Origin of the sequence: Paraburkholderia fungorum (assembly GCF_900099835.1) — a bacterium.
GTDB lineage: Bacteria > Pseudomonadota > Gammaproteobacteria > Burkholderiales > Burkholderiaceae > Paraburkholderia > Paraburkholderia fungorum_A.
This window is the reverse complement of sequence record NZ_FNKP01000001.1, coordinates 2,185,856-2,209,180: the sequence shown is the minus strand read 5'-3', so window position 1 is coordinate 2,209,180 and position 23,325 is coordinate 2,185,856. Positions and strand designations below refer to the sequence as shown.

Sequence of the window (23,325 nt, the reverse complement as noted above, 5' to 3'; positions counted from 1 at the left end):
TGCAAGGAGTCGAAGCAGTCGTGCGCCATCTCACTGCCCGTTTGCTGCGATCACGGGTTGCGCCGCCTGCAGGTCGATCAGCGCGTCGATTACCTGATTCAGGTCCGTGCCCGGCTTTACCAGTTGTTCCTGCACGAGAATCGGCGCGGCTGCCTTGAGCGCGGTGAGTTGCTGCGCACCCGGTTGCGGATGGCTGAAATCGTTGCGGCTCAATTGCAGCTTCGCGACCGGCAACGACAGCTTCGATTCCTCGGCGACGATCTTCGCGGTTTCGTCGGGATGCGCGGCGATCCACGCACGCGCCTTTTCATAGACCTTCAACACTTGCGCGAGCGTTTCGGGATGGTCGTGAATGAAATCGTCGCGAGCGTCGAGCAGGCCCCAGGTGTTGAAATCGACATTGCGATAAAGCAGCTTCGCGCCGTCGTCGATCTGCGCGGCGGCCATGTGCGGATCGAGTCCGGCCCATGCGTCGACCTGACCGTTCGCCAGAGCGGTGCGGCCATCGGGATGCTGGAGATTGACGATCTCCACGTCGTCGCGCGAGAGGCCTGCGGTATGCAATGCGCGTAGCGTGAACAGGAACGGATCGGTGCCCTTGGTCGCGGCGATCTTCTTGCCTTTGAGGTCCGCGAGCGTTTTGATCGGAGAATCCTTGCGCACGACGAGCGCGGTCCATTCAGGGCGCGAGAAAACATACACCGCGCGAATCGGATTGCCGTTCGCCCTGGCGAGTACTGCGGCGAGTCCGGCGGTCGAACCGATATCGATTGCGCCGCTATTCAGGTACTCGAGTGCACGATTGCTGCCGAGACTCAGCACCCATTTGACTTCCGTATGCTGCGGCGCGAGTGCCTGTTCGAGCCAGCCATTGCGTTTGATCACCAGGCTTTCCGGCGAGTAGTACGCGTAGTCGAGTTTCAACTCTGCGGGCGGCGCAGCGTGCGCAATAGTGGGCGCGAGAAGAGCGAGCGTGGACGTAGCGGCAATGAGAAGCGATGCGAAGCCGGTGCGAAAGCCCGCATACCGCGCGCGTGAAAAACCCGGAGAGCCCGAAGATGAATGCGGCAAGCGTGCCGTGTCCCGCGAGAAGATCATTGAACGGTCCTGGTCTATTGTTGAGTAGTGACCGCTCAATGTAGTGAAAGCGTAAGCGAAACTGAACCAATAAAAACGCACAATCAAAGCAGATTGGACGCTATGGCGGAATTGGGCAGAACGCGAGGTTCAAGCCGGGTTCAACCTGCGGCATATGAATGGAGGCTGATTCAATCTCTGCCCGCCTAATGGTAAACGCGGTAAGCACGATAAGCGCGAGCAGACACCAGGCTTCGCAGCGCAGTTAATTCATGCGCGATTCCCAATCTTCATAATCTTCTCAAACGTGTGGCGCGATTTATTTTGGCGCCTACTAATATGACTGCAGCATGAATCCGCCACTAAAAACGAACCATTAGAAGAATGCCGTTTGCCGTCGGAACGCAGTATGATTGTTAAGGTTTCCTTCAGCTTCGCTCCGTACTATTTGCGCCACCTTCTCGCATCCATGCGGGGCAATAGTTTCGAAAGTTTCTTCCCCAGAAAACTGAAAAGCGCCTAACAGGCTTGCTGGAGCGTCCATGAAAACTCTGTTCTTGCAGGCGCCGTCGTATGACGGCTTCGACGGTGGTGCGGGTTCGCGCTACCAGGCCAAGCGTGAAGTCCGCTCGTTCTGGTATCCCACGTGGCTTGCGCAGCCCGCCGCACTCATCGCCGACAGCCGCGTACTCGACGCCACCGCAGACGGCCTGTCCGTCGAACAAACGCTAGACATTGCACAGCAATACGATCTGGTGGTCATTCACACCAGCACACCGTCGTTTCCCACCGACGCTTTATTCGCCGAAGACCTCAAGAAGCGCAAGCCCTCGCTGCTGATCGGCATGGTCGGCGCAAAGGTCGCAGTCGATCCGCATAACTCGCTGACCGCGAGCGACGCCATCGACTTCGTGGGCCGCGAAGAATTCGACTTCACGTGCAAGGAAGTCTCGGAAGGCAAGCCGTTCGCCGACATCAAGGGCCTCAGTTATCGCAACGCCGATGGATCGATCGAGCATAACGAAGCACGTCCGATCCTCGAGAACATGGACGAACTGCCGTTTGTAGCACCAATTTACAAGCGCGATCTGACGATCAAGAACTACTTCAACGGCTACCTGAAACATCCGTATATCTCGCTCTATACGGGCCGTGGCTGCCGTTCGAAATGCACGTTCTGCCTGTGGCCGCAAACCGTCGGCGGTCATCGCTATCGCGTGCGTTCGGTCGAAAACGTGCTGGAAGAAGTGAAGTGGATTCGCGACAACATGCCCGAAGTCAAGGAGATCATGTTCGACGACGACACCTTCACCGACTTCAAGCCGCGAGCTGAGGAAATTGCCCGCGGCATGGGCAAGCTCGGCGTGACGTGGTCCTGCAACGCCAAGGCAAACGTGCCCTTCGCGACGTTGAAGATCATGAAGGAAAACGGTCTGCGTCTGCTGCTGGTCGGCTATGAATCGGGCGACGACCAGATTCTGCTGAACGTGAAAAAGGGCTTGCGCACCGATATCGCGCGTCGTTTTGCGAAAGACTGCCGCACGCTCGGCATCAAGGTTCATGGCACTTTTATTCTGGGTCTGCCGGGCGAGACGCCGGAAACAATCCAGAAGACCATCGAGTACGCGAAAGAGATCAATCCGCTGACCATCCAGGTGTCGCTCGCCGCGCCTTATCCGGGCACCACGTTGTATAAGCAGGCAGTGGAAAGCGGTTGGCTCGAAGAGAACAAGGTCATCAATCTCGTCAGCAAGAAAGGCGTGCAACTCGCGGCGATCGGCTATCCGGATCTGTCGCGCGACGAGATGTATCACCAGCTCGAGAACTTCTATAAACGTTTCTATTTCCGTCCATCGAAGATCTGGGAAATCCTGCGCGAGATGCTGACGAGTTGGGACATGATGAAGCGGCGCTTGCGTGAAGGCGTCGAATTCTTCCGTTTCCTGCGCGCACACGAGGCGTGAGCGCCACGCACCTGCTCGCCGTCACGTTGGGTTACGCGTGCGCGGCGGGCGCGGTCTTCGGGCTCGGGTACACCGCGCTGACCGGTGTGCTGATCGGGCGTTTTTTCAGGCGGCCGGTGGCGCAGCCGGCCAGCTATCCACCGGTGACGATCGTCAAGCCGCTGCACGGCACCGAGTGGGCATTGCTCGCCAATCTGGCGAGCTTCTGTCAGCAGGACTATCCTGGTCCTGTGCAATTTCTGTTTGGCGTACACGATTCGACCGACCCCGCGCTGCAAGCCGTTGAGGAACTGCGGCGGCTGCATCCCAAGGCGGACATCACCGTGATCGCCGATGCGCGCCTTTATGGTCCCAATCGCAAGATCAGCAATATCGTCAACATGCTGCCGCATGCGCTGCACGATGTGCTGGTGTTCGCCGATAGCGACGTGAGCGTCGCGCCCGATTATCTGCGCAACGTGATCGGCGAATTGCAGAGGCCTGACGTGGGGCTCGTCACCTGCGTGTATCGCGGACAACCCGATCCGGGTTTCTGGCCGCGCATGTCGGCCAAGGCCACCAACTACCAGTTTTTACCCAGCGTCGTGACCGGACTCGCGCTCGGCCTCGCGCGTCCGTGTTTCGGACAGACCATCGCGATGCGCCGCGATACGCTGGACAAAATCGGCGGCTTCATGCCGTTCGTGCGGCATCTCGCCGACGATCACGCGATCGGCGAGGCCGTGCGTCAGATCGGCGAAAAGGTGGTGATTCCGCCGTTCACGATTTCGCATGCGTGCGTCGAATCGAGCGCGACGCAGTTGATCTCGCATGAACTGCGCTGGAGCCGGACGATCCGGCGTATCGATCCGCTCGGTCATTTCGGCTCGGCGCTGATTCATCCGCTCGCGTTCGCGTTGCTGGCGGTCGCCTTTTCGGGCGGCACGCTGTGGGCGTGGCAACTCGCGTTCGCGGCGATGTGCGCGCGGCTCACGCTGAAGCTGCTGCTGGACCGCGCATTGCGGCAACCGCATCGCGACCTGTGGCTGCTGCCGCTGTGGGACCTCGTATCGTTTGCGATTTTTGTCGCGAGCTTCTGGTCGTCGCGGGTGATCTGGCGAGGCTTCAGTTTCAAGGTGGACGGCGACGGCCTGTTGTCGGCCGCGCAGGACGAACAGGTCGAACAGATATGAATGGCAGGCTGGATTGGCAATGATGCATGGGTTTTCTGAACGACCGCGTTCCACAAAGAGGACGGCGGCAATCGCAGAGCAACGCGCGCGCGAGGTGTCCGCGTGATGAAACATCTTGGCCGCTTCGCCGCGCTTGCCGGTCTGGTGCTGTCGCTGTGGCTCGTGTGGCAGAGCAACCCTGGCGCGGTACTCGGCGCACTGCGCGCGGCCGGCGCGGGCCTCGTGCTGGCCGCGCTGGTTCACGTGCTGCCGATGCTCGCCAATGCCATCGACTGGCGCTCGCTGATTCGCGGCGCAAACCGGCCCGGCATCGGCAGCATGCTGCATCTGGTCTGGGTGCGCGAGTCGGTCAACAGCATGCTGCCGGTCGCGCGGATCGGCGGCGAAGTCGTGTCGTTCCGCATGCTCAGGCGCTGGGGCGTGAAACCGTCGACGGCGGTGGGCAGCATCGTCGTCGACATGCAGCTCACGGTCATCAGCCAGTTGCTGTTCACGATGGTCGGCATCGGCTTTCTGTTCGCGCATGCGCAGTCCGGCACGTTGCGGCTCGCCGGACAACTCGCGTGGGGCGTCGTGGTGCTCACTCCATTGCTGGTGCTGTTCGCGCTCGTGCAGCATGCGAGTCCGTTCGAGCGCATCACACGCGTGCTCAACCGGATGACGAGCGGCAAGCTCGCCGCTCTCGTGGGGCAATCCGCGCAGATCGATCAGGCCATCCGGCTGATCTGGCGTCGCCGCGCGGTGGTGTTGCGCTATCTGTTCTTCTGGCAGCCGCTGCAAAGCTTCCTGACGTCGCTGGAAATCTGGCTTGCGCTGTATTTCCTCGGCGCGCCCGTCACGCTCGTCGAAGCCGTGGTGATCGAATCGCTGATCCAGGCGGTCAGCAGCGCGGCGTTCTTTGTGCCGGGCGGTCTGGGCGTGCAGGAGGGCGGGTTCATCCTGATCGGCGGCGCGCTCGGACTCGATGCGCCCACCTGTCTCGCACTCGCCGGTGCGCGGCGGATTCGCGATCTGCTGATGTTCGTTCCCGGGCTGGTGGCGTGGCAGTTTTTCGAGTCGTCGAACCGCGCTTCCAGCGGTGGGCAGAGGGAGGCGCGGGTGGAGATGGCGGAGCAAACGGTGGCCGGCGAGACTCATCGCCATTGAGCTTGCCGGGCGTGCATCGGGCCTCGCCCGTTCGGTTCACTGCTGCACCGGCGCATAGGCCGGAAACGACACCTCGACCGCCAGCCCGAGCTCGCCAATACCCGCTCCCATGCGCAGGCTCGCGCCAAAATGTTCGGCGATGCGCGCGACAATCGACAGCCCCAAACCGCTCCCGGTAGCCTGATTCCCTGTCGCGCGAAAAAAGCGGTTCGTCAGACGCGCGAGGTCGTCGGCCGCCACGCCGGGGCCGTCGTCACGCACGGTGACCTGCACGCGGTCGTTCGCATGTTGCACGGCGACCTCGATATTGCCGCCCGTGCGTCCGTACTTGATCGCGTTATCGAGCAGGTTGTCGAGCAGAATGCCGATCAGCACCGGCTCCGCATAGATTTCGGCGCGCATGTCGCCCATCAGCATCACGCTGATGCTCTTCTGCTGCGCGTTGCGCTCATTGGCCAGCAGCGCGTTCTTCGCGACAGTCGCGGGCTTGAGCGGTACCGCCGACAATTTCTCCTGCACGTCCAGACGCGCCAGCAGCAGCAATTGCTCCGCTAGCCGCGCGCTGCGATCCACACCTTGCACCACCCGCTGCATGGCGAGCCGCTGCAATGCGGTGTCCGGTTCGGCGAGCGCGACCTGCGCCTGCACCTTGATCGCGGCGAGCGGCGTCTTCAGTTCATGCGCGGCGTCGGCGGTAAATGCGCGCTCGCGTTCCAGTGCGTTCAGCAAGCGCGACAGCATCAGATTGATCGCGTCGACCAGCGGCCGCACCTCGGTCGGCACGTGGCCGATGTCGACCGGCTCCATCCGGTGGATGTCGCGCGAGCGGATGGCGTTGGACAGCACCTTCAGCGGCGCGAGACTCCAGCCGATGCTGAACCACACCAGCAGCGCGAGCAGCGGCAACGCGACGAGCGTGGGCCGCGCGATCCGGCTGGCGACGCCGCTCACCAGATCGCTACGCGTATTGGCGGGTTCGAAGACGCGCACGGTATGGCCGAGCGCGGTGTCGCGCAACGTGAACGAGTGATACATCTGGCCGCCGAGCGTAATGTCGCGCGCGCCGCTGACCGGCGGCACCGGCAGGTCCCATGCGTTCAGCGCATGCAACGGCGGGCTGCCCGCGAGAATGTCGCCGTTCGCGTTGCGCACCTGGAACAGCGCATCGCGCGGCAACGAGTCGTCGTCGTCGAGATCGTTGGCGCCCGGCTCGCCGCCTTTTTCTTCTTCACGCACGTCGATGCGCGCGTTCGCGAGCGTGATCAGATTGTGCTGGTCGAGCAGCGCGAGAATCTGCGCGAGTTCGGCGATGCGCGCATCTTCCCATTCGCCGAGTTCGCGGGTGGCCTGGCGATAACTGGACACCAGCGCGATTCCCCAGCACAGCACGATGCTGGCGAGAACCAGCAGCACCAGGCGTCGGCGGATCGACGCGCCCATCACAGTTTCTCCACGACGTAGCCGATATTGCGCACCGTTCTGATCAGCGTCGCGCCGAGCTTTTTGCGCAGGTTGGACACGTGGACCTCGATCGCATTGCTTTCGATTTCTTCCTGCCAGCCGTACAGGCTTTCCTCGAGCCGCGAGCGCGATTGCGGAATGCCCTGATGGGTCAGCAGCTGCATCAGCACCGCCCATTCGCGCGACGTGAGCGGCACGCGCGTGCCGGATACCTCGACCGTCTGCGCAGCCGGATTGACGGTCAGATCCTGATAGCGGATCAACTCGACACTGCGGCCTTGCGCGCGCCGCAGCAGGGCGCGGCAACGCGCGATCAGTTCGGTGAGATCGAAGGGCTTGCCGAGATAGTCGTCGGCACCCGCTTCGAGTCCGCCGACCCGGTCGACCACCGTGCCTTTCGCGGTCAGTACGAGCACCGGCACGTCCTTGCCGGAATCGCGCAGACGTCTGAGCAATTCCATGCCCGATACACGAGGCAAACCGAGGTCGAGAATGACCAGTGCATAAACGGTGGTGGTGAGCGCAAGTCCGGCCTTGTGGCCGTCGCGCGCCCAGTCGACCGTGAAGCCGGCTTGACGCATCCCGGCTTCGATACCGCAGCCGATCAGATCGTCGTCTTCTACGAGAAGTACGCGCATGGGTGGGGATTCCGTTTTGATGTTTATTGCACAACGGTAAGCACTTTTATGCAAGTGCCGACTGCTGCATCCTGAGTTGAACCATCCTGTTCAGTGAGCGTTTTAACACGCGGATGCTTAAGGTTTCCTTCAGCTTGAATCGATACTATCGCCCCTCAATAGACCCCCAGTCGCGCGGCCTTTTTCCGAACAGATGAAACAGGTGTTTTGTCAGGTTGTCGCGGCGTGATTGAAAGTATGTCGATAGCGTGAGCACGGAGTTTTATTCCGGCAAATCGCCTCGACGAATCGCGTTGATCAACGCGCCAAGCATCCCATCAGGTCACGAGACTTCTGTTATGAAAACAGTCACCGTCGACATGCTGCGAGCCCATCTGCTGGTTGCTTCGCTCACTGCCGTGGGCACGGAAGCGCTGGTCTGCGTCGCGCTGCTGGTGTTGCCGGTGTCGCAGCAATTCTTCGGCTCCACGTCGTTCAGGCTGTTTGCGATCGTGGTGATCCTCGGTGGAGTCATCGCTGCGCGCGAATTCGCGCAGGCCGCCTTCGAATCCGCTGTCGAAAAACATCACACGATGCCGGTCAACCGGGCCGCATGGCCGGTCGAATTCGCGGTAGACGCCGATTGTCCGCGGCGCTGGCTCGTCATTCTTCATTTACGGCTGACAGGTAAGCCGTTCGTGCTGGCCGGACATTGACAGGCGCGGACAATGGCGGCGCACGCTTTGACGGCATGCGAATGGATTCTGCTGGCCGGCTGCATGTGCGCGACGCTGTACGCGGTTTTCGCAGCGGTAGCGATGCCGTTTTTCGGCCCCCGCCGCACACATCGCACACTTGCCGGCCGGCGTCGTTCGTCCGGTTTCTCCGCAACACACTCCCACTACGATTCCAGCGCAACCAGCTCGTCAACGTCAGGTTCATTTGCGCAGGTCGGCGTCAGCGTGCTCAAACCGCTGTGCGGCGCTGAGCCGCGTCTCTATGAAAACCTGCGGACCTTTTGCGAGCAGCGGCACCGGCACTTTCAGCTGGTGCTCGGTGTGTCGTCGCCCGACGATCCGGCGATTGCCGTGGTGCGCCGGCTGCAGGCCGCCTATCCGGCACACGACATCGAACTTGCCGTCGATCCGCGCGTGCATGGGAGCAATCTCAAGGTCAGCAATCTGATCAACATGGCGGAGCATGCGCGGCACGATCTGATCGTGATCGCCGATAGCGACATCGCCGTCGAAGCCGATTATCTCGATAGCGTCGCTGCGCCGCTCGCGGACCCGCGCGTAGGCGTCGTCACCTGTCTGTACGTCGCGGAGGGCGTGGGCGGCTTCTGGCCGCGTGTGGGCGCGCTTTTCATCAACGAATGGTTTGCTCCGTCGGTGCGTGTCGCGCATGCGATGGGTTCGCGCCGTTTCGGTTTCGGCGCGACCCTCGCGTTGCGGCGCGCGACGCTCGAACGCATCGGCGGTTTCGACGCGCTGAAAAACTGTCTCGCCGACGACTACTGGCTCGCCGAGCACGTACGCGCCCTCGGCCTGCAAACGGTGCTGTCGCGCGTGATGGTCGCCACCGATGTGATCGAGCCGACTTTTACCGCGCTATGGCAGCGCGAGACGCGCTGGCTGCGCACGATCCGCTCGGTGAATCCGCCGGGATTCGCGTCTTTGCTGATCACGTTCACGACGCCGTGGCTGCTGGCCGGCGCGTGGCTGACCGGACTGCTGTCGGCCGGCTCTTGCGGCCATCCGCACATCGCCGCCGCGCTCCTGAGTACGGGGATCGCAGCGAGCGGACTGGCCGCGCGTTTGCTGCTGCATCTGCGTGCGGCGCGTCATCAGCAGCGGTTCTGGCGCGATCTGCCGCTTGTGCCGTTACGCGATCTGCTGCTGACGTTGCAATGGCTGAGCGCGTGGACCGGTTCGCATGTGATGTGGCGCGGCGCGCGCGTGCCGGTCGATACGTCGCCCGCACTCAATGTGTTCGATGCACGCAATGGACGTCTGACCGCAATGGACGCCATGGAGGCTTCCGATGGAAATTAAGCCGCGCGGCCTCATCGTCACCGCCGACGATTTCGGCTTGCACCAGCGCGTGAATCTGGCGGTCGAACGCGCGCATCGCGATGGCGTGCTGAGCGCCGCGAGCCTGATGATCGGCGCACCCGCTGCGCGCGATGCAGTGGCACGCGCGCGCGATCTGCCGCATTTGCGGGTCGGCCTGCACCTGGTGCTGGCTGACGGCGCGGCGCTGATGCCGCGCACGGCGATTCGCGCGCTGCTCGACGAACATGGCCGTTTCGGCGACAACATGGTGCGCGACGGCGTGCGGTTTTTCTTCCTGCCTCATGTGCGAAAACAGCTGGCCCGCGAGATCCGCGCGCAGTTCGACGCGTTTGCGCGAACCGGGCTGACTCTCGACCACGTCAACACACACAAGCATTTTCATCTGCATCCGACGGTGCTCGGAATGATTCTCGCGATTGGCCGCGACTACGGCATGACGGCGATGCGTTTGCCGTTCGAGCCCGACGCGCCGCTGTGGTTGAGGCCGTGGATCGCGCAGGTGAGGGCGCGTCTCGATCGCGCTGGAATCGTCCACAACGACTATGTCGTCGGTATCACGCACACGGGACGGATGGACGAGGCGGCATGGCTCGCGGCGCTTGCCGGTTTGCCCGAAGGTGTGGGCGAGATTTATTGCCACCCTGCATTGCCGGGCGACACCGCGCTGAGTGACGGCATGCGCGATTACCGGCATGCCGATGAATTGCACGCGTTGTTATCGCCGAGGGTGGCTGCGGCGATCGACTCGCTGGGCGCGAGGCTCGGCGGATTCGCCGACGTACTGATGTGACCGGCGTCGATGTGGCGTGCCATACGTGAGCCACCTGCACGTTCACGGCAGCGCGCCGCGAACGTGCAGGTGGCTAAACAACACGCGTTAGATCGCCTGCTTCTTCATCAGCAGCTTCAGCAAAACCGGCAGCAACAACAGCACCAGCGGCAACTGCACGATCAACCCGGAGATAATCGCAATCGCCAGCGGCTGCTGCATCGCCGAACCTTGCCCGAGCGCGAATGCCAGCGGCAGCAACGCGAGAATCGCGGCTATCGTCGTCATCGCGATAGGGCGCAGACGATTGCGGCCCGCGCTCAACAATGCCTCATCGAACGGCATTTCCTCACGCACCAGCGACTGCAATTCCGACACATAGAAAATCGCGACCTCGGTGACGATGCCGATAATCATCGTCATGCCCATCATTGCGGAGATGTTCAACTCGATGCCGGTGATCCATAAGCCGATGAATACCGCGCCCGCTGCGAGCAACGGCATCGCCATCACCGCCAGCGCGACGCGAAAGCGTTCGTACAGAAACAGCAGCAAGCCGAACACGAGCGCAATCGCCGCGCCGAACACCGTCAGCAAGCCCTTGAACGCAATCTGCTGCTGCTGATACAAACCGCCCAGCTCGTAGTACACGCCGGTGGGTAACAGGCTCTTGTCGCCGAGCGCTTTCTGCACGTCGGCGATGGTCGAGCCCAGATCGCGTCCGTCGATACGTGCGGTGACTGCCACCATCCGTTTCAGATTGTCGCGGCTGATTTCCGGCTGACCCGTCACCTTGATCTGATCGGCCACGCGGTTCAGCGCGAACAGATGGCCGTCCGGCGCGCGTATCTGCAACTGGCCGAGTTGCGTATCCGTCAGTTTCAACGCGCCGTCCACTCGCACTCGCACGCCGACCGTTTTCGGGCCGTTCTGGAACTGCGTCGCGACGTTGCCTTCGACCATGTCCGATACGGCCTGTGCGATCGATTGCGGGTCCATGCCTTCGGCTGCGGCTGCGGCGGGCAGGATGTGCAATTCGAGCGCGTCACCGGCGGGATTGATGCCGTCGTTCACATCCACCACGCCCTGAATCTGGCCGATGCGGGCCGCGACTTTGCGCGCGGTGGTGTCGAGCGTGTTCTGGTCGTCGGAGAAAATCTTGATCTGCACGGGTTGCGGGACGGCCGTCAGGTCGCCGATCAGATCTTCCATCAACTGCGCGAGTTCGACGCTGACGCCGGGCACCTGAGTCTCGACCTGCGAGCGGATTTCTTCCATCACGGTGTCGATCGGTTCACGATTGCCCGACTTCAATCGGACGAAAAAGTCGCCCTTGTTCGGTTCGTTCAGATCGCCACCCAGGCCCGCTCCGGTTCGACGCGAGTAAGTCGCGACATTCGGATTCGCGCGGACGATGGCCTCGATCTGCTTCATCAGCCGGTCGGTCTCCGTGATCGACGTGCCCGGTTCCGTGTGGTAGTCGAGCACGAAGCCGCCTTCGTCCATGGTCGGCATGAAGCCGCTGCCGACTCGCGTGAACGCGATGGCGGCGACCACGATCAGCGGCACGAGGCCGATCAGCACGAGCAGCGGCCGGGCGGTGACGCGCTCGACGAGGAATGCATAGCGCCGGTTCATCCACGACGCGAAGCGCGTTTCCGCATGCTCCTCGGCGTCCTTCGGTTTGAGCCAGCGGTCGCACAGAATCGGCACCGCGAGCCACGTGACGAGAAACGAAATGAACAGCGCGCTTGCCATCGTCACCGACAGCGCCTTGAAGAACGCGCCGGTCACGCCGGACAAAAATGCCAGCGGCACGAAGATGATCAACGTCGCCGCCGACGATCCCGCCAGCGGCCGCGTGAATTCGAGCGCGGCGGCCATCACGCGGCCATGAAATGCGCGTGAGCCGCCTTCGCGCATGCGTCGCACGATATGTTCGATCATCACGATCGCATCGTCGATGACGAGACCCACTGCCGCCGCCATCCCGCCCAGCGTCATGATGTTGAAGCCCATGCCGAACACGTCGAGCAACAGGATGGTCGCGGCCATCACGACCGGCACCAGCGCAACCGCGATCGCGGTGATCTTCCAGTTGCGCAGAAACACGAACAGGGTCAACGCGGCCAGCACCACGCCGATCATGATCGCGTCGCGCACGCTGGTGGCCGACGCGATCACCAGTTCGCTCTGGTCGTACCAGTTCGACAGATGCACGCCGGGCGGCATCTGATGCTGGAAGTCGGCGATCTTCGCGCGGATCGCCCGCGCCATCGCCACGCTGTTCGCGCCCGGCTGCTGATACACGTTGAGCAGCACGGCGTCCTGGCCGTCGGCGGTGACGCGCAGCCATTGCGGCATCACGCCCTGGCGAACGGTGGCGATGTCGCCGAGACGGATTTGCGTCGCGCCGTTCGCGGACACCACCACGTTGCGCAGTTCGTCGAGTTGCGTGATGGTGGTGTTGGTAATCACGAGATACAGCTTGTCGTGATCTTCGATACGGCCGTTCGCCATCAGCACGTTGCTCGCGCCGATCGCCTTCGATACATCCGCGAGCGACAGCTTGTACGCGGCGAGGCGCGCGGGATCGACGGCGACTTCGAACTCGTCCTGAGCGCCGCCCGTCACATCGACCCGCGCCACGCCTTCCACCGAAGACAGCAGAGGCCGCATCTGGAATTGCGCCAGATCGTGCAGAGCCGATAGCGACTGCTGCGTCGACGTGAGGCTGTAGGCGAGCACCGGAAACACCGTCGGGTCCATGCGCCGGACCTGCATCGAGGTGCCTTGTGGCAGCGTCGCGAGAATTTCGCTGAGCGCCGCCTGCGCCTGCAACGTGGCTTGCGCCATGTCGGTGCCCCAGTCGAAGTTCAGCGAGATCTCGGCCGCGCCGCGACTGGTTTTCGATTCCACGTCGCGCACGTTCGGCACCCGCCGCAGCGCTTCTTCGACCGGCATCGTGACGAGTGTGGCCATCTGTTCGGCGGGGCGGTCGCCTGCGTCGAGCGAGATGACGGCGCGTGGAAACGCGACGTTCGGAAACAGCGAGATCGGCAGACGGAACGCGGTGAGCGCGCCCGCAATCGCGAGCAGCGCAATCACGAACAGCAGCGAACGCCGGTGCGTTTGCATCCATTGACCGAAATTCATTGCGGCGCGCCTCCGCTGGTTCGCACCGCCATGCCGTCTTTCAATTCATAGTTGCCGCTGACCACGAGTCCTTGCGCGGCATCGATCGGACCATCCACGCCATAGCGGTCGCCGTTTTCTACACGAGTGATCACCGCTACACGGCGAGCCTTGTTTTGCGGGGTAATCTGAAAAACGTAGGCGCCTTTGTCGTCTTTCAGCACGGCCGCGCGCGGCACGATCCAGTGCGTGCCGGCGCGGGTCGCGATATCGGCGCTGACGCGGGTGCCCGGAATGAACGGCGTCTGGGCAAGCGGCACGTTCGCGCCGATGTCGACGAGCTGGCTCTGCTGGTTGACTGCTGCGCCGACCAGCATCACGCTGCCGTTCGCCGTGGTTCTCGCGAGCGAGGTGGACAGGCCGCGCAACGTGACGGAATCGCCCGCATGAATAGAGGCGGCTTCTGACGGCTCGACGCCTAGCGTCACGTTGGCGCGCAAATCGTGGCTATTGCGGCTATTGCCGCCCGCGAGCTGCAGGATTGGCGCGCCCGCCTGCACCTGGTCGCCCTGTGCGGCCGACAGTTGCATGACCACGCCGTCGATCGGCGCGGTCACGATTTTGTTGCCGCTCGCGACGCCGGTCTCGTTCTGCGCGGCGCTGGCCTGCTGTGCATCGTCGAGTGCCTTGCGGGCGGTCGCGAGTTGCGACTGCGTGGCAAGCCCTTTGTCGAGCAGCGACTGTGTGCGCGCCAGTTCGCCCTGTGCGAGGGTCACCGCGCTTCTTGCCTGGGTCGCGGCGAGCACGGCGGCCGGGTCGGCCTGCACGGCGAAGAGCGGCGTGCCGCGCGTCACCGTTTGCCCGGACTGCACGCGCATCTGCACGATTCGCGCGACGTACGGCAGATTGACTGTCGTCAGATTCGATGCGGATGCCGCGACGATGCCGAAAGCACGGACCGGTTGCGCAATCGTTGCCTGCTGCACGCGAACGGTTTGCACGGATACGACGGGTTGGCTCGACGCGTCCGGTGCCGCTGCGGGGGCGCTTGCCGCAGGCGATGCGTGGATGGTCATGTACGCGAGTGCACTGCAGGCCGCGGCGGACATGACGACTGCGGCGATACGCGGCCGCATCGCTGGAAAGGGGTTATTTCGCATGAGAGTCGGTGAAGGTCTGAGCGGATGTGAAGGCGTCGGGTATCGCACTGCCTAGCAGCGCCTGCAAGCCAACGCGTTGTTCGGCGAGCGATTCGCGCAGTGTCGCGATGTCGATACGTTTGATGAGCGACGCGCTTTGCGCATCGGTGTATGCGCCGAGTGCGAGGTTGTGATCGGCGAAGGCCGCAGCGGCGTGCTGTGCGGCGAGGTCCACGTCGGGCAATGCGGCTTCGGTCTGCTGAAGTTGACGCGAGAGAATCACGGTGTCCGCGCGAAGATGGGCGACGTCCGCATAGGCCTGATTCAAGCGCGTTTGATATTCGTCGCGCAGGCGTTGACGGGTCGCTCTTTCGATCGCGACGTTGCCCTGATTGCGATTGAAGATCGGCAGGCTCAGGTTGATCTGGAAGCCGCTGGTGTAGATGTTCGACGTATCGCGTGCGCGTACGAAGCCCACGGAAAGGCTCGGAAACTGGCTCAGGATCGCCGCGCGATATTTCTGCTCCTGTGCCTGATAACCGGCTTGCAGTGCGATCAGATCGGGACGGCGTTGCGCGAGACCGGGCAGTGTTGCGTCGAGTGCCGTGTCGGTGAGCGGTTCGATGCGGTCGTCGCCCGAAAGCTGCACGCGGACCTCGGGCGCAAGGCCGAGCAACGCGTTCAGGTCGTGATGCGTCTGTTCGGCTGCGCGTTCGGCGTCGGAGAATTGCTTGCGGGCGTCGCTGTAAGCGGTGAGCGCGGCGGTCAGCGTGTCGTCGGTCAGGTTGCCGTCGCGACGCGCTTCGGCCATGCGCTCGTAGCGGGTACGCGCGAGGTCGCGCTGTTGCTGGAGAAGCGGCAACGTGTCCTGCTGAAAGCGCGTCTTGATGAACAGTTGCCGCGCCTGCGCGACGATCTGCCATTCCTGCCATAGCAGGCCGAGATCGGTTTTGGCGACGGTGGCGTCGGCGGATTGTTTATTCGCGCTGCGCAACACGATCGCCATCACGTCGATGCTCAGGCCGTAGTTGAACGCGCGCGTGGTGCCGAGCTCGCCTGGATAGTCGCTCGACACGCTTAGTTGCGGATCGGGCAGCAAACCCGCCGAATATGCTTGCGCGCGCGCTATGCCGAGGTCGTCGCGCGACAGTTTGAGATCGGGATTGTTGGCGACTGCGAGCATCGCGAGTTCGTCGAGATCGAGCCCGTCGGACGGATCGAAGCGATGCGCGGCCAGCTCTGGCAGCGGCATCTTCGACGAATCGATCTGGATACGTTCGAGCGAATGCGCGGACGTCGACGTGTTTTGCGGTGCAAGCGGTTCAGGGTGGTACCACGTGCAACCGGTGACGAGCACCGCGAAAACGGGCGTGAGCCTGCGCAGATGGCGCAACGCCGTGCTCGATATGACCGTGGGTGTAGCCGCAGTCGCGGCGTCGAAAACGGGCAAAATCCGGCTCCTGTATGAAGAAGTGGCGGCAACCGGAAACGGATGCCGCAGAATAGGGGCCGAGTTTGCAGAGGGGGGGCTTAAGGAACGCTTAAGCGTAAAAATGACTGAAGCCTATAGCCAGCAAGGCCTGGCTGCCGAATACCGACCACCAGCTACCTGGCTAGCTACCATTTCCCAAGATCCTCGTATGGGTGGCGACAAAGTGGGACAGACTGTCCTCTGTAATTGCCGATGCGCGCGTGCCAAGTTTTATGAACGTGAGTTCTCCGGCGCGTACTAGCCGGTACCTCTCGGAGCCGGATCAAGGGAAGGGCGATTTTGGGCGTGAATGATCATCGCAACGATGCGAGCGATTTTCGAGGCGTTCCAGAATGAGGTGACTGATATTGACTACATGGTTGGAGGGGCGGATTGGATGGCGCAGCGATAGGCGTTGATTATCTACAGTCGAGAGCGAGCGGCTGATCCTGCAGGACTGTTTTAGCGTAAGCCCATGAGGCGACCGAAACGCTATCAACCGCTCAAGGGACAACTGAGTCTTCAAAGACGGGCGGCCCCAGGTCCAACGTGATCAGGTAACGCTCATCGTCCGGATGCTGTTCGCTGCGAAAGCAGCGAATATTTAGCGAGAGTTGGTATTTGATTCCGGCTTGCCAATAGCTCGTAGGTGCCACGCACGTTTGAATTTCTGCGCGTCTCGCGGGCGTGTCTTCTATAGGCTGGCTTCGTGCTTCTCGAAATGGCTTCCACCCTCCGCGTCGAAGCTGGTCCTGCAAATCCGTTAGGACTTGCATCGCATCATCAAGGAGCAATGTCGCCACTTGCGGGGATAGCGTAACGGAGTCGACATTCCCCTTGCTGTCGTAATGTACCGCCAGGAATTTCGCTGCGGGAGCGACAAAACCGTATTGGGGATCGACGAAACGCAATCGGGCAGGGCGGCTTGCCAAGCCACCCCAGTTTGCATCGGGCTCGATAGCCGGCAAGACCGACGGAGACTGAAGCCTTACCTGTTCATACGGCTCTCCAATCGCAAGCACTAATTCATCCGATGGACGCGCTATCGCGTAAATAGCCAACAGGGCGGTGAGTACAAACCCTGCGCAAGCAAGGCGCCGACGCCGATGAAGTTTTGTGATCTGCATCAGGCGTCTCCGTGCGCGATAAGGAACAGGGAATTCTCCACAAAATGCCGCTGAATCGGGTCCTTCAAGAGCTGATCGAACCGCAGCGCAGCGCGTAAAACAAACGCCATCCGCTGGCGGCCGTCCGCAAGATTGGCCAAAGGCTCCTTGCTGAACGTTTCATATCTTGCACTAGCGCCTGTTACGGTGCACTGGTTGGCGAGCGTTAGCTGGATTTCGCGCGCCGATCCGGTCGGAATGTTCAGCGCCCATGCGAACTGATTGGCCCGCATCAATAGAGCGAAGTTCTGATCGTCGTACATGGCCGGTTGCAAAATGTTGATCTGTTCATGCCACGCGAGTAATTCGACACTTTTAGTGATAGCGCCAGCATCAATCGCTTCAAACCCCTGTACAACTTGCGTTTTGGTAACCCCAAACGGAACGCTATCAGCGAGCGGCCATGCGACCGATCCGTTCAGTTCCCGACGCTCCTGCAGACAGCGCTTGAACCGCTGCAAACCGAACTCCTTAAAGAACATGTGCAGTGGCCAGATGTCCAGGAAGAGCGCGGTGTTGCCCTTGGCAAGCATTTGATAAACATTCCCGGCGCCAGCGCCGTTGACCTGATCGGGAATGGGCATGCGCGGCGATCCGTAGGGTGCCATCCGTTCAAGCAGGGAGCTCTGTTTTTCCCATTGCTGATACGCGTTGCGTTCGCGATTTGACTTGCTAATGAACTCCGCGGCGTTAAGCAGGCCGCATCCGACTTGTTTGGATGCGAATGCAGCCAGTCCTGCCCACTGGAAGCGGCGGTCATCTAACCACAATCGCGCATAGGCCGCATTGATTCGTCGGTTACGGGCGATCGGATCGCCGGCAGAAACGATGGCTTCCGCTTTTTTCTGATAGAAGCGCCAACAGTTGATGCAGTCCTGGTGGTCATCTTCTGCGCGCTTTTTTGCGGCAGCTTCTTCCTCTTTCCAGTTCGGGTAACAGATTGGACAACGTTGGTTATCACACTTTGTCATCGAACGATTTCTCACTATTGGGAAATTTTAGGGAGTGTTGCTGCCCTAGTCTCCCACGTGGTGAGTGGCGTCTATCTTGATATAGGGGTATCAGCCGTTGCAACGTCGAGTTGCATGATTGACTGAATGCGAGCGACAATTTTCTCTTGAGGAAAGGCCGCCGCGTGGTGGCCTTTCTTTCGTCGTTCAGTGTCCTGCCGCGCCGTTTGCAACCAACCGAGTAGGTGAGACTTATCCACGAGTCACTGCGCCACGAGATGGTGTACTTCGCCCTGACATTGCCGTGTCCCATCCACGGCAGCAGGGATGCCCCGAGCGCCTCCTTCCTTCGTTTATAGAGAAGGCTGGGCCTTACGATGACATTGACGTTGCCCGTCGTCATCCTCGAACATGACGAACATAACTCCCTTCGCAGTTCCTGGCCGCTGACGGATTGTCACTAGCCCGCAGCCGCGCGCGACGCGGCCATCGCGATAGGCATCACAATATCGATGCCGGCATCAACCGCACCCCCAATCTGTCATGATTTGCCGCTGATCTTAAGGAACCGTTAAGCTCCCAACCACGACAATGCGGGCCAAAACTGGACAGAGGAGAAGGCCATGCGTCTGCTACTGGTAGAAGACGACGACATGATTGCAGAGACGGTGTTAGGCGCGATGCGCCGCGCCGGCTATGCGATCGACTGGGCCGAAGACGGTCGCGCAGCCGAGTTGTCGCTGGGAAACGGCGTGTACGACCTCGTCCTGCTCGACCTCGGTCTGCCGAAGAAAGACGGCATCGACGTGCTCAATGCCTACCGGAAGAACGGCGGCGACGCGCCGGTCATCATCCTGACCGCGCGCGATGCGGTGGACGACCGGATTCGCGGTCTCGACGCCGGCGCCGACGACTATCTGATCAAGCCGTTCGATCTCGACGAACTGGCCGCGCGCGTGCGCGCACTGTCGCGGCGGCGCACCGGCCAGAAGCAGCCGGTCTATGCGCACGGCGAACTGACGCTCGATCCCGCCGCGCACGAAGTCACGCTGAACGGAGCGGCGTTGCCGCTCGTGCCGCGCGAATTCGCGCTGCTGCATGCGTTGATCGAACAGCCCACGCGAGTCTTCACGAAGGCCGAGCTCGAAGAAAAACTGTACGGCTGGGGCGAGGAAGTCGGCAGCAACACGATTGAAGTGCATGTGCACAGTCTGCGCCGCAAGATCGGCGCGGAGCAGGTCGTGACGGTGCGCGGCGTGGGCTATCGCCTGAAGAGGTGCGGATGACGTCGATTCGCCGCTGGCTGCTGGGCTGGCTGATTTTCGGCATGGCGGCGGCGTCGGGCATGGCTGGATACGGCATCTTTCACACGGCGCGGCAGGAGGCCAGCGAGCTGTTCGACTATGAACTGCGCACGGTCGCGCTGTCGTTACCGTCGAACCTCGCGGGCGTCGGCAACGGCGAGCATCGCGATCCCGATCTCGGCGATCTCGCCGACGACCGCATCGTCATCCAGATCTGGGGCGGCGACGGCGAGCTGATTTATCACTCGACGCGCGAACCGGCAATCTCGCGTCAACCGGCCGGTTTCAGCACGGTGGAGCGCGGCCGCTATCACTGGCGCATTTTCGGGGTCGAGCAGAAGGGCCGCTATGTGCAGGTCGCGCAGCCGGTCTCCGTGCGCGAGGATCTCGCGCTGCAACTGGCGCTGCATACGCTGTGGCCGCTCGCGTTGCTGGTGCCGGTGACGATCGTGCTGGTGCTGCTGGTGGTGGCGCGCGGGTTGGGGCCGATCGGCGGGCTGTCGCGCGCACTGACCACGCGTTCGATCGATTCACTCGAGCCGTTGCGTCTGGACGGCACCGTGCCGGTCGAGATCAAGCCGCTGGTCGAAGCGCTCAACGATCTGTTGCAGCGCTTGCATACGGCGTCGCAGGCGCAGCGCACGTTTATCGCGGATGCCGCGCACGAACTGCGTTCGCCACTCGCCGCGCTGAAGCTGCAACTCCAGGCGGCATCGCGCGATGGGTCGTTGAAGGGCGAGGGGCAGGCGCTCGAACGCGTCGAAGGGCGGGTCAACCGGATCATCCACCTGGTACAGCAGTTATTGACGCTGGCGCGCGAGGACGCGCACCTGGTCACGTCGATGAAACCGGTTAGCCTGCGACGGATCGGCGAGCAGGTGGTCGGCGATTTTTCGCTGCTGGCGGAGGCGAAGGGGATCGACCTCGGTCTCGAATGCGAGCACGCTCAAACGGACGACGACGCTTACACCGTGCTGGCCGAGCCGCACGGCATGAACGTTCTGCTGGCGAATCTGGTCAACAACGCGATTCGCCATACGCCTCACGGCGGGCGTGTCGACGTGATCGTCCGGCGGGCGGAAGGCGGGCGCGTCGGGCTGGCGGTCGTCGATACCGGGACGGGCATCCCCGAGGCCGAACTCGAGCGCGTGTTCGACCGGTTTTATCGCGGCGAGAACGCGCAGGGCGAGGGCAGCGGCCTCGGTCTTGCCATCGTTTCGCGGATTGCGGGGCGGCATCAACTGGATCTTTCGCTGCGCAATAACGTGGGGCGGCCGGGTTTGTGCGTCACGGTGACGGGGCTGAAGGCGCAAGAGGCCGAAGCGGCAGCGGCGGCGGCATCCACCAGAACGTGATAAAAATTCTAAATTTGCGAATATTGGCGGAAGTGGCTTTCAGGTGCCGGCGCACAGCATCCCACAGCCCCACCGCATCCATTTCGCCCGCGATTCAAACGACAAAACCTGCAAAAACGCGGTAAAAATCCTACTCTTCCAGCTACATCGCGGCGTCATGCCGAATCTGCCTCGCAGCGTTGTCACAAGCGCGTTTGCGCACGCTGCTACAATCTCGTCTTTCTCAATCGACTGTGCGCTATGGGTTTCGAACAACTCGCTGAACTGAAGAAGCAACTGGCTGCGGCACGTGCCGAAGCTGAGCCTGCCGCCAAATCCGGTGCCAAGCCCGCTTCGAAGCATGCCTCCAATGCCGCTTCTAACCCGGCTTCCAAGCCCGGCGCGAAGGCGGGTTTCAAGCCCGGTTCCAAGCCGGGTGCCCGGCCCGACGCGAGGCCCGCGCGCAAGCCGGCGCATCCGCGTCGCGACGCGAACCCGGCCGCCGTCGACGCAAAGCCAGCTGTGGATGCTAAACCGGTCGATCCGGTGGTCAAATCGATTGGGCGACTGCAAAAGCGGTTCCCGGTTGCGTTCCCGAAGAATCCGGCGCCCAAGTTGCCGCTGAAGGTCGGTATCTTCGAAGACCTCGTCGTGCATGCGAAAGATCTGTCGCTGAGCGAAGCCGAGTTGCGCGACGCGATCAAGACGTGGTGCCGTGGCAGCCGCTACTGGAAGTGCCTCGTCGAAGGCGCGGCACGCGTCGATCTGACGGGCGCTGAAGCGGGTCAGGTCACCGCGCAGGAAGCCGCGGGCGCGCAGCGTCTGCAGGCACATCGCGCGAACCGGAGCGCTGCGAAGGCCGCAGCGGCTGGTACGGCCGATGCGGCGGCACCGGCTGACGGTACGGCGGTTGCTCCGACTGAAGCGGCATCTGCGGAAGCAGGCGCCGCACCAGCCGAAGCTACCGAGGCCACCGACAACAAGCCGCAAGTCGCTTCGACGGAAGCACCGGTCCGCAACGAAACTGCCGCTCCGGCAAGCTCCACCGACACTCCGTCGACCCAACCCGAAGCATAAAGTGCACGCCATCCCGCCTAGGGATGGCTCACCTGCGCCGCGGCCGTCAACCGGCCGCGCACAAAACCCACATGCTCGCGCAGCACGTAAAACGCATCGGCATATGCCAACGGCATACGCAGCCGGTTCAGCGACGCTTCGATCTGATCCAGTTCCGCGAATAAGTGCTTGCGTTCATCGTCGCTCGGATCGGCCAGCGCGCCGCGCTCGATCGCAATCAGCGACCCGTAATATCGATAGATGCGCGAACGCACCCGCCACCGGTAGAGCGCCGGAATCAGGCGCATGGTCGGAAACAGCAGCACCGCCATCGGCAGCAGCAGAACCAGCGTGCGGTCGCCGATACTCGCCAGCCAGAACGGCAGCGTCCGGTACAGAAAACTTTTACCGGTCCTGTAATAACGCTGTGCATCCTCGCTGATCTGATATTCGCGCGCCACCGGATTCGGAAATTCCCCCGCATGCTGCAATAAGCCCGGCATGCCGTGCACTTCCTGCGCGGCTTCGATCAGCAGATCGGAGATGGCCGGGTGCAGGTTGGTCCGCGCGACGAGTTCGGCAGTCGGGCTGATCAGATGCACCGTTTCAGGCGGAATCCTGTACTTCAGATCCAGCACGCCGGCCGGCAGGCTGATGTCCGCAAGGTAGGGGAACAGGCGCGCGTACGCGCTCGCTTCTTCGAAATTCATCACGGAAACGCCGGGCACCTTGAGCAGCCGCAACATGAGCGGGCGGGTTGCCGAGTCGCCATTCAGAATCGCCGCGTCGACCTCGCCCGACACCAGTTGCGTGGCGGCCTGCAAACCATCGGTTGGCACCAGCACGGTGCTGCCGCCCGGTCCGATGCCGTTCGCCTCCAGCAACTTGAGCGCGAGCAGGCGCGTGCCGCTGCCTTCGCGGCCTATCGCGATCCGTTTGCCTTCCAGTTGTGAAAGCTGCGTCAGCCCTGCGCCGCGATAAAACACCACCACGGGGATATAGAACACGCTGCCGAGCGACATCAGCGACGACGTATCGATTCCGTCAGCGACGCCGCCTTGCACGAGCGCAAGATCGACACGCTGTTTCGGGTCCAGCAGACGTTGCAGATTCTGCACCGAGCCGTCCGATTCCAGCACGTTCAGCTTTACGCCGTTGCGCGCGAGAATCTTCTTGTACTGACTGGCGGCGACGAAGAACGAACTGTCGCGCGGACCTGCGCTGATCGTGATGGTCTTGGGCGGCGCCGGATCGACCACCCAGATGACCAGCGTGATCGCCAGCAGGATCAGCACGGCGACGATGACGTAGGGCATCGTATGGTCGCGCCATTCGGCATGGTGGTCGCTGGGAAAGTGCGGGGGATGCGGGCGCTGCGCTTTCATGGGCACTCCGTGCCGGGGCCTGAATGATGCATTGTCCATCGTCCGGGGCGGCTTTGCCGTCGGCAGTTTGCTCTATTGACCGTGGCATAATCCGCGACAGCTTC

Annotated in this window: 18 protein-coding genes and 1 pseudogene; 9 read left to right on the top strand and 10 right to left on the bottom strand. The window is 62.3% G+C overall.

Annotated features, from left to right (window positions below; all coding sequences use genetic code 11):
• Window positions 1–30: 30 nt before the first annotated feature.
• Window positions 31–1,098, bottom strand: a complete 1,068-nt coding sequence (locus BLS41_RS09680; RefSeq protein ID WP_074764103.1) for an aliphatic sulfonate ABC transporter substrate-binding protein — start codon at window positions 1,096–1,098, stop codon at window positions 31–33.
• 521 nt (window positions 1,099–1,619) lie between these two features.
• Here BLS41_RS09680 and hpnJ point away from each other — a divergent pair.
• From hpnJ to BLS41_RS09665, 3 genes are all read left to right on the top strand, one after another.
• A complete protein-coding gene (gene hpnJ, locus BLS41_RS09675) occupies window positions 1,620–3,041 on the top strand; it encodes a hopanoid biosynthesis associated radical SAM protein HpnJ (RefSeq protein WP_074764102.1) in 1,422 nt (473 codons plus the stop codon).
• Window positions 3,038–4,213, top strand: coding sequence for a bacteriohopanetetrol glucosamine biosynthesis glycosyltransferase HpnI (gene hpnI, locus BLS41_RS09670; RefSeq protein WP_074764101.1), 1,176 nt, complete (start codon window positions 3,038–3,040; stop codon window positions 4,211–4,213). The genes hpnJ and hpnI (BLS41_RS09670) overlap by 4 nt, the downstream gene beginning before the upstream one ends.
• A gap of 105 nt (window positions 4,214–4,318) precedes the next feature.
• The gene (locus BLS41_RS09665) at window positions 4,319–5,359 is read left to right on the top strand and encodes a lysylphosphatidylglycerol synthase domain-containing protein (RefSeq protein ID WP_074764100.1); all 1,041 of its coding nucleotides are present in this window, start codon (window positions 4,319–4,321) and stop codon (window positions 5,357–5,359) included.
• Between the two features lie 36 nt (window positions 5,360–5,395).
• On the opposite strand, the gene BLS41_RS09660 is transcribed toward BLS41_RS09665, so the two are convergent.
• Both BLS41_RS09660 and BLS41_RS09655 read right to left on the bottom strand, forming a co-directional pair.
• On the bottom strand, window positions 5,396–6,802 hold the full coding sequence (locus BLS41_RS09660; protein WP_074764099.1) for an ATP-binding protein: 1,407 nt from the start codon (window positions 6,800–6,802) through the stop codon (window positions 5,396–5,398).
• Window positions 6,799–7,458, bottom strand: a complete 660-nt coding sequence (locus BLS41_RS09655) for a response regulator (RefSeq protein WP_074764098.1) — start codon at window positions 7,456–7,458, stop codon at window positions 6,799–6,801. The genes BLS41_RS09660 and BLS41_RS09655 overlap by 4 nt, the downstream gene beginning before the upstream one ends.
• A gap of 338 nt (window positions 7,459–7,796) precedes the next feature.
• Here BLS41_RS09655 and BLS41_RS09650 point away from each other — a divergent pair, with 338 nt between their 5' ends.
• The 3 genes from BLS41_RS09650 to hpnK are packed head-to-tail and all read left to right on the top strand — an operon-like array spanning window position 7,797 to window position 10,302.
• Complete coding sequence (locus BLS41_RS09650; RefSeq protein ID WP_074764097.1) at window positions 7,797–8,153, top strand: hypothetical protein; 357 nt, start codon at window positions 7,797–7,799, stop codon at window positions 8,151–8,153.
• A gap of 12 nt (window positions 8,154–8,165) precedes the next feature.
• Complete coding sequence (gene hpnI, locus BLS41_RS09645; protein WP_074764096.1) at window positions 8,166–9,491, top strand: bacteriohopanetetrol glucosamine biosynthesis glycosyltransferase HpnI; 1,326 nt, start codon at window positions 8,166–8,168, stop codon at window positions 9,489–9,491.
• Window positions 9,481–10,302, top strand: a complete 822-nt coding sequence (gene hpnK / locus BLS41_RS09640; protein WP_074764095.1) for a hopanoid biosynthesis-associated protein HpnK — start codon at window positions 9,481–9,483, stop codon at window positions 10,300–10,302. Before hpnI (BLS41_RS09645) ends, hpnK begins: the two co-directional genes overlap by 11 nt.
• Window positions 10,303–10,389: 87 nt before the next feature.
• Here hpnK and BLS41_RS09635 read toward each other — a convergent pair whose 3' ends face one another.
• The 6 genes and pseudogenes from BLS41_RS09635 to BLS41_RS39540 all read right to left on the bottom strand — a co-directional run.
• A complete protein-coding gene (locus BLS41_RS09635; protein ID WP_074764094.1) occupies window positions 10,390–13,437 on the bottom strand; it encodes an efflux RND transporter permease subunit in 3,048 nt (1,015 codons plus the stop codon).
• Window positions 13,434–14,525: an efflux RND transporter periplasmic adaptor subunit gene (locus BLS41_RS09630; protein ID WP_253189643.1), complete on the bottom strand. Its 1,092-nt coding sequence runs from the start codon at window positions 14,523–14,525 to the stop codon at window positions 13,434–13,436. Before BLS41_RS09630 ends, BLS41_RS09635 begins: the two co-directional genes overlap by 4 nt.
• Window positions 14,526–14,565: 40 nt before the next feature.
• A complete protein-coding gene (locus BLS41_RS09625; protein WP_253189642.1) occupies window positions 14,566–16,005 on the bottom strand; it encodes a TolC family protein in 1,440 nt (479 codons plus the stop codon).
• 524 nt (window positions 16,006–16,529) lie between these two features.
• Window positions 16,530–17,153 carry a flagellar biosynthesis sigma factor gene (locus BLS41_RS09620; protein WP_074764092.1) on the bottom strand — a complete coding sequence of 208 codons (624 nt, stop codon included), beginning with the start codon at window positions 17,151–17,153 and terminating at the stop codon, window positions 16,530–16,532.
• Entirely contained in the window at window positions 17,153–18,163 is a 1,011-nt protein-coding gene (locus tag BLS41_RS09615; protein WP_074764091.1) for a DUF2515 family protein, read from the bottom strand. The genes BLS41_RS09620 and BLS41_RS09615 overlap by 1 nt, the downstream gene beginning before the upstream one ends.
• Window positions 18,164–18,405: 242 nt before the next feature.
• Window positions 18,406–18,679 (bottom strand): annotated as a pseudogene (locus BLS41_RS39540) (hypothetical protein); the annotation flags it as partial.
• 86 nt (window positions 18,680–18,765) lie between these two features.
• Between BLS41_RS39540 and BLS41_RS09605 the strand changes: the two are divergent.
• From BLS41_RS09605 to BLS41_RS09595, 3 genes are all read left to right on the top strand, one after another.
• Entirely contained in the window at window positions 18,766–19,428 is a 663-nt protein-coding gene (locus tag BLS41_RS09605; RefSeq protein WP_074764090.1) for a response regulator, read from the top strand.
• Window positions 19,425–20,801 (top strand): sensor histidine kinase, encoded by a 1,377-nt coding sequence (locus BLS41_RS09600; protein ID WP_074764089.1) that lies wholly within the window; start codon window positions 19,425–19,427, stop codon window positions 20,799–20,801. The genes BLS41_RS09605 and BLS41_RS09600 overlap by 4 nt, the downstream gene beginning before the upstream one ends.
• Window positions 20,802–21,041: 240 nt before the next feature.
• Window positions 21,042–21,857 (top strand): ProQ/FinO family protein, encoded by an 816-nt coding sequence (locus BLS41_RS09595; RefSeq protein WP_074764088.1) that lies wholly within the window; start codon window positions 21,042–21,044, stop codon window positions 21,855–21,857.
• A gap of 17 nt (window positions 21,858–21,874) precedes the next feature.
• Here the strand turns inward: BLS41_RS09595 and BLS41_RS09590 are convergent, their stop codons facing one another.
• Entirely contained in the window at window positions 21,875–23,221 is a 1,347-nt protein-coding gene (locus BLS41_RS09590) for a TAXI family TRAP transporter solute-binding subunit (RefSeq protein ID WP_074764087.1), read from the bottom strand.
• Window positions 23,222–23,325 lie beyond the last annotated feature (104 nt).

Coding starts and splice junctions, on each gene's coding strand:
- BLS41_RS09680 (WP_074764103.1), bottom strand. CDS start 1,098: ATGATCTTCTCGCGGGACACGGCACGCTTGCCGCATTCATCTTCGGGC.
- hpnJ (WP_074764102.1), top strand. CDS start 1,620: ATGAAAACTCTGTTCTTGCAGGCGCCGTCGTATGACGGCTTCGACGGT.
- BLS41_RS09665 (WP_074764100.1), top strand. CDS start 4,319: ATGAAACATCTTGGCCGCTTCGCCGCGCTTGCCGGTCTGGTGCTGTCG.
- BLS41_RS09655 (WP_074764098.1), bottom strand. CDS start 7,458: ATGCGCGTACTTCTCGTAGAAGACGACGATCTGATCGGCTGCGGTATC.
- BLS41_RS09650 (WP_074764097.1), top strand. CDS start 7,797: ATGAAAACAGTCACCGTCGACATGCTGCGAGCCCATCTGCTGGTTGCT.
- hpnI (WP_074764096.1), top strand. CDS start 8,166: ATGGCGGCGCACGCTTTGACGGCATGCGAATGGATTCTGCTGGCCGGC.
- hpnK (WP_074764095.1), top strand. CDS start 9,481: ATGGAAATTAAGCCGCGCGGCCTCATCGTCACCGCCGACGATTTCGGC.
- BLS41_RS09635 (WP_074764094.1), bottom strand. CDS start 13,437: ATGAATTTCGGTCAATGGATGCAAACGCACCGGCGTTCGCTGCTGTTC.
- BLS41_RS09630 (WP_253189643.1), bottom strand. CDS start 14,525: ATGTCCGCCGCGGCCTGCAGTGCACTCGCGTACATGACCATCCACGCA.
- BLS41_RS09620 (WP_074764092.1), bottom strand. CDS start 17,153: ATGCAGATCACAAAACTTCATCGGCGTCGGCGCCTTGCTTGCGCAGGG.
- BLS41_RS09615 (WP_074764091.1), bottom strand. CDS start 18,163: ATGACAAAGTGTGATAACCAACGTTGTCCAATCTGTTACCCGAACTGG.
- BLS41_RS09605 (WP_074764090.1), top strand. CDS start 18,766: ATGCGTCTGCTACTGGTAGAAGACGACGACATGATTGCAGAGACGGTG.
- BLS41_RS09600 (WP_074764089.1), top strand. CDS start 19,425: ATGACGTCGATTCGCCGCTGGCTGCTGGGCTGGCTGATTTTCGGCATG.
- BLS41_RS09595 (WP_074764088.1), top strand. CDS start 21,042: ATGGGTTTCGAACAACTCGCTGAACTGAAGAAGCAACTGGCTGCGGCA.
- BLS41_RS09590 (WP_074764087.1), bottom strand. CDS start 23,221: ATGAAAGCGCAGCGCCCGCATCCCCCGCACTTTCCCAGCGACCACCAT.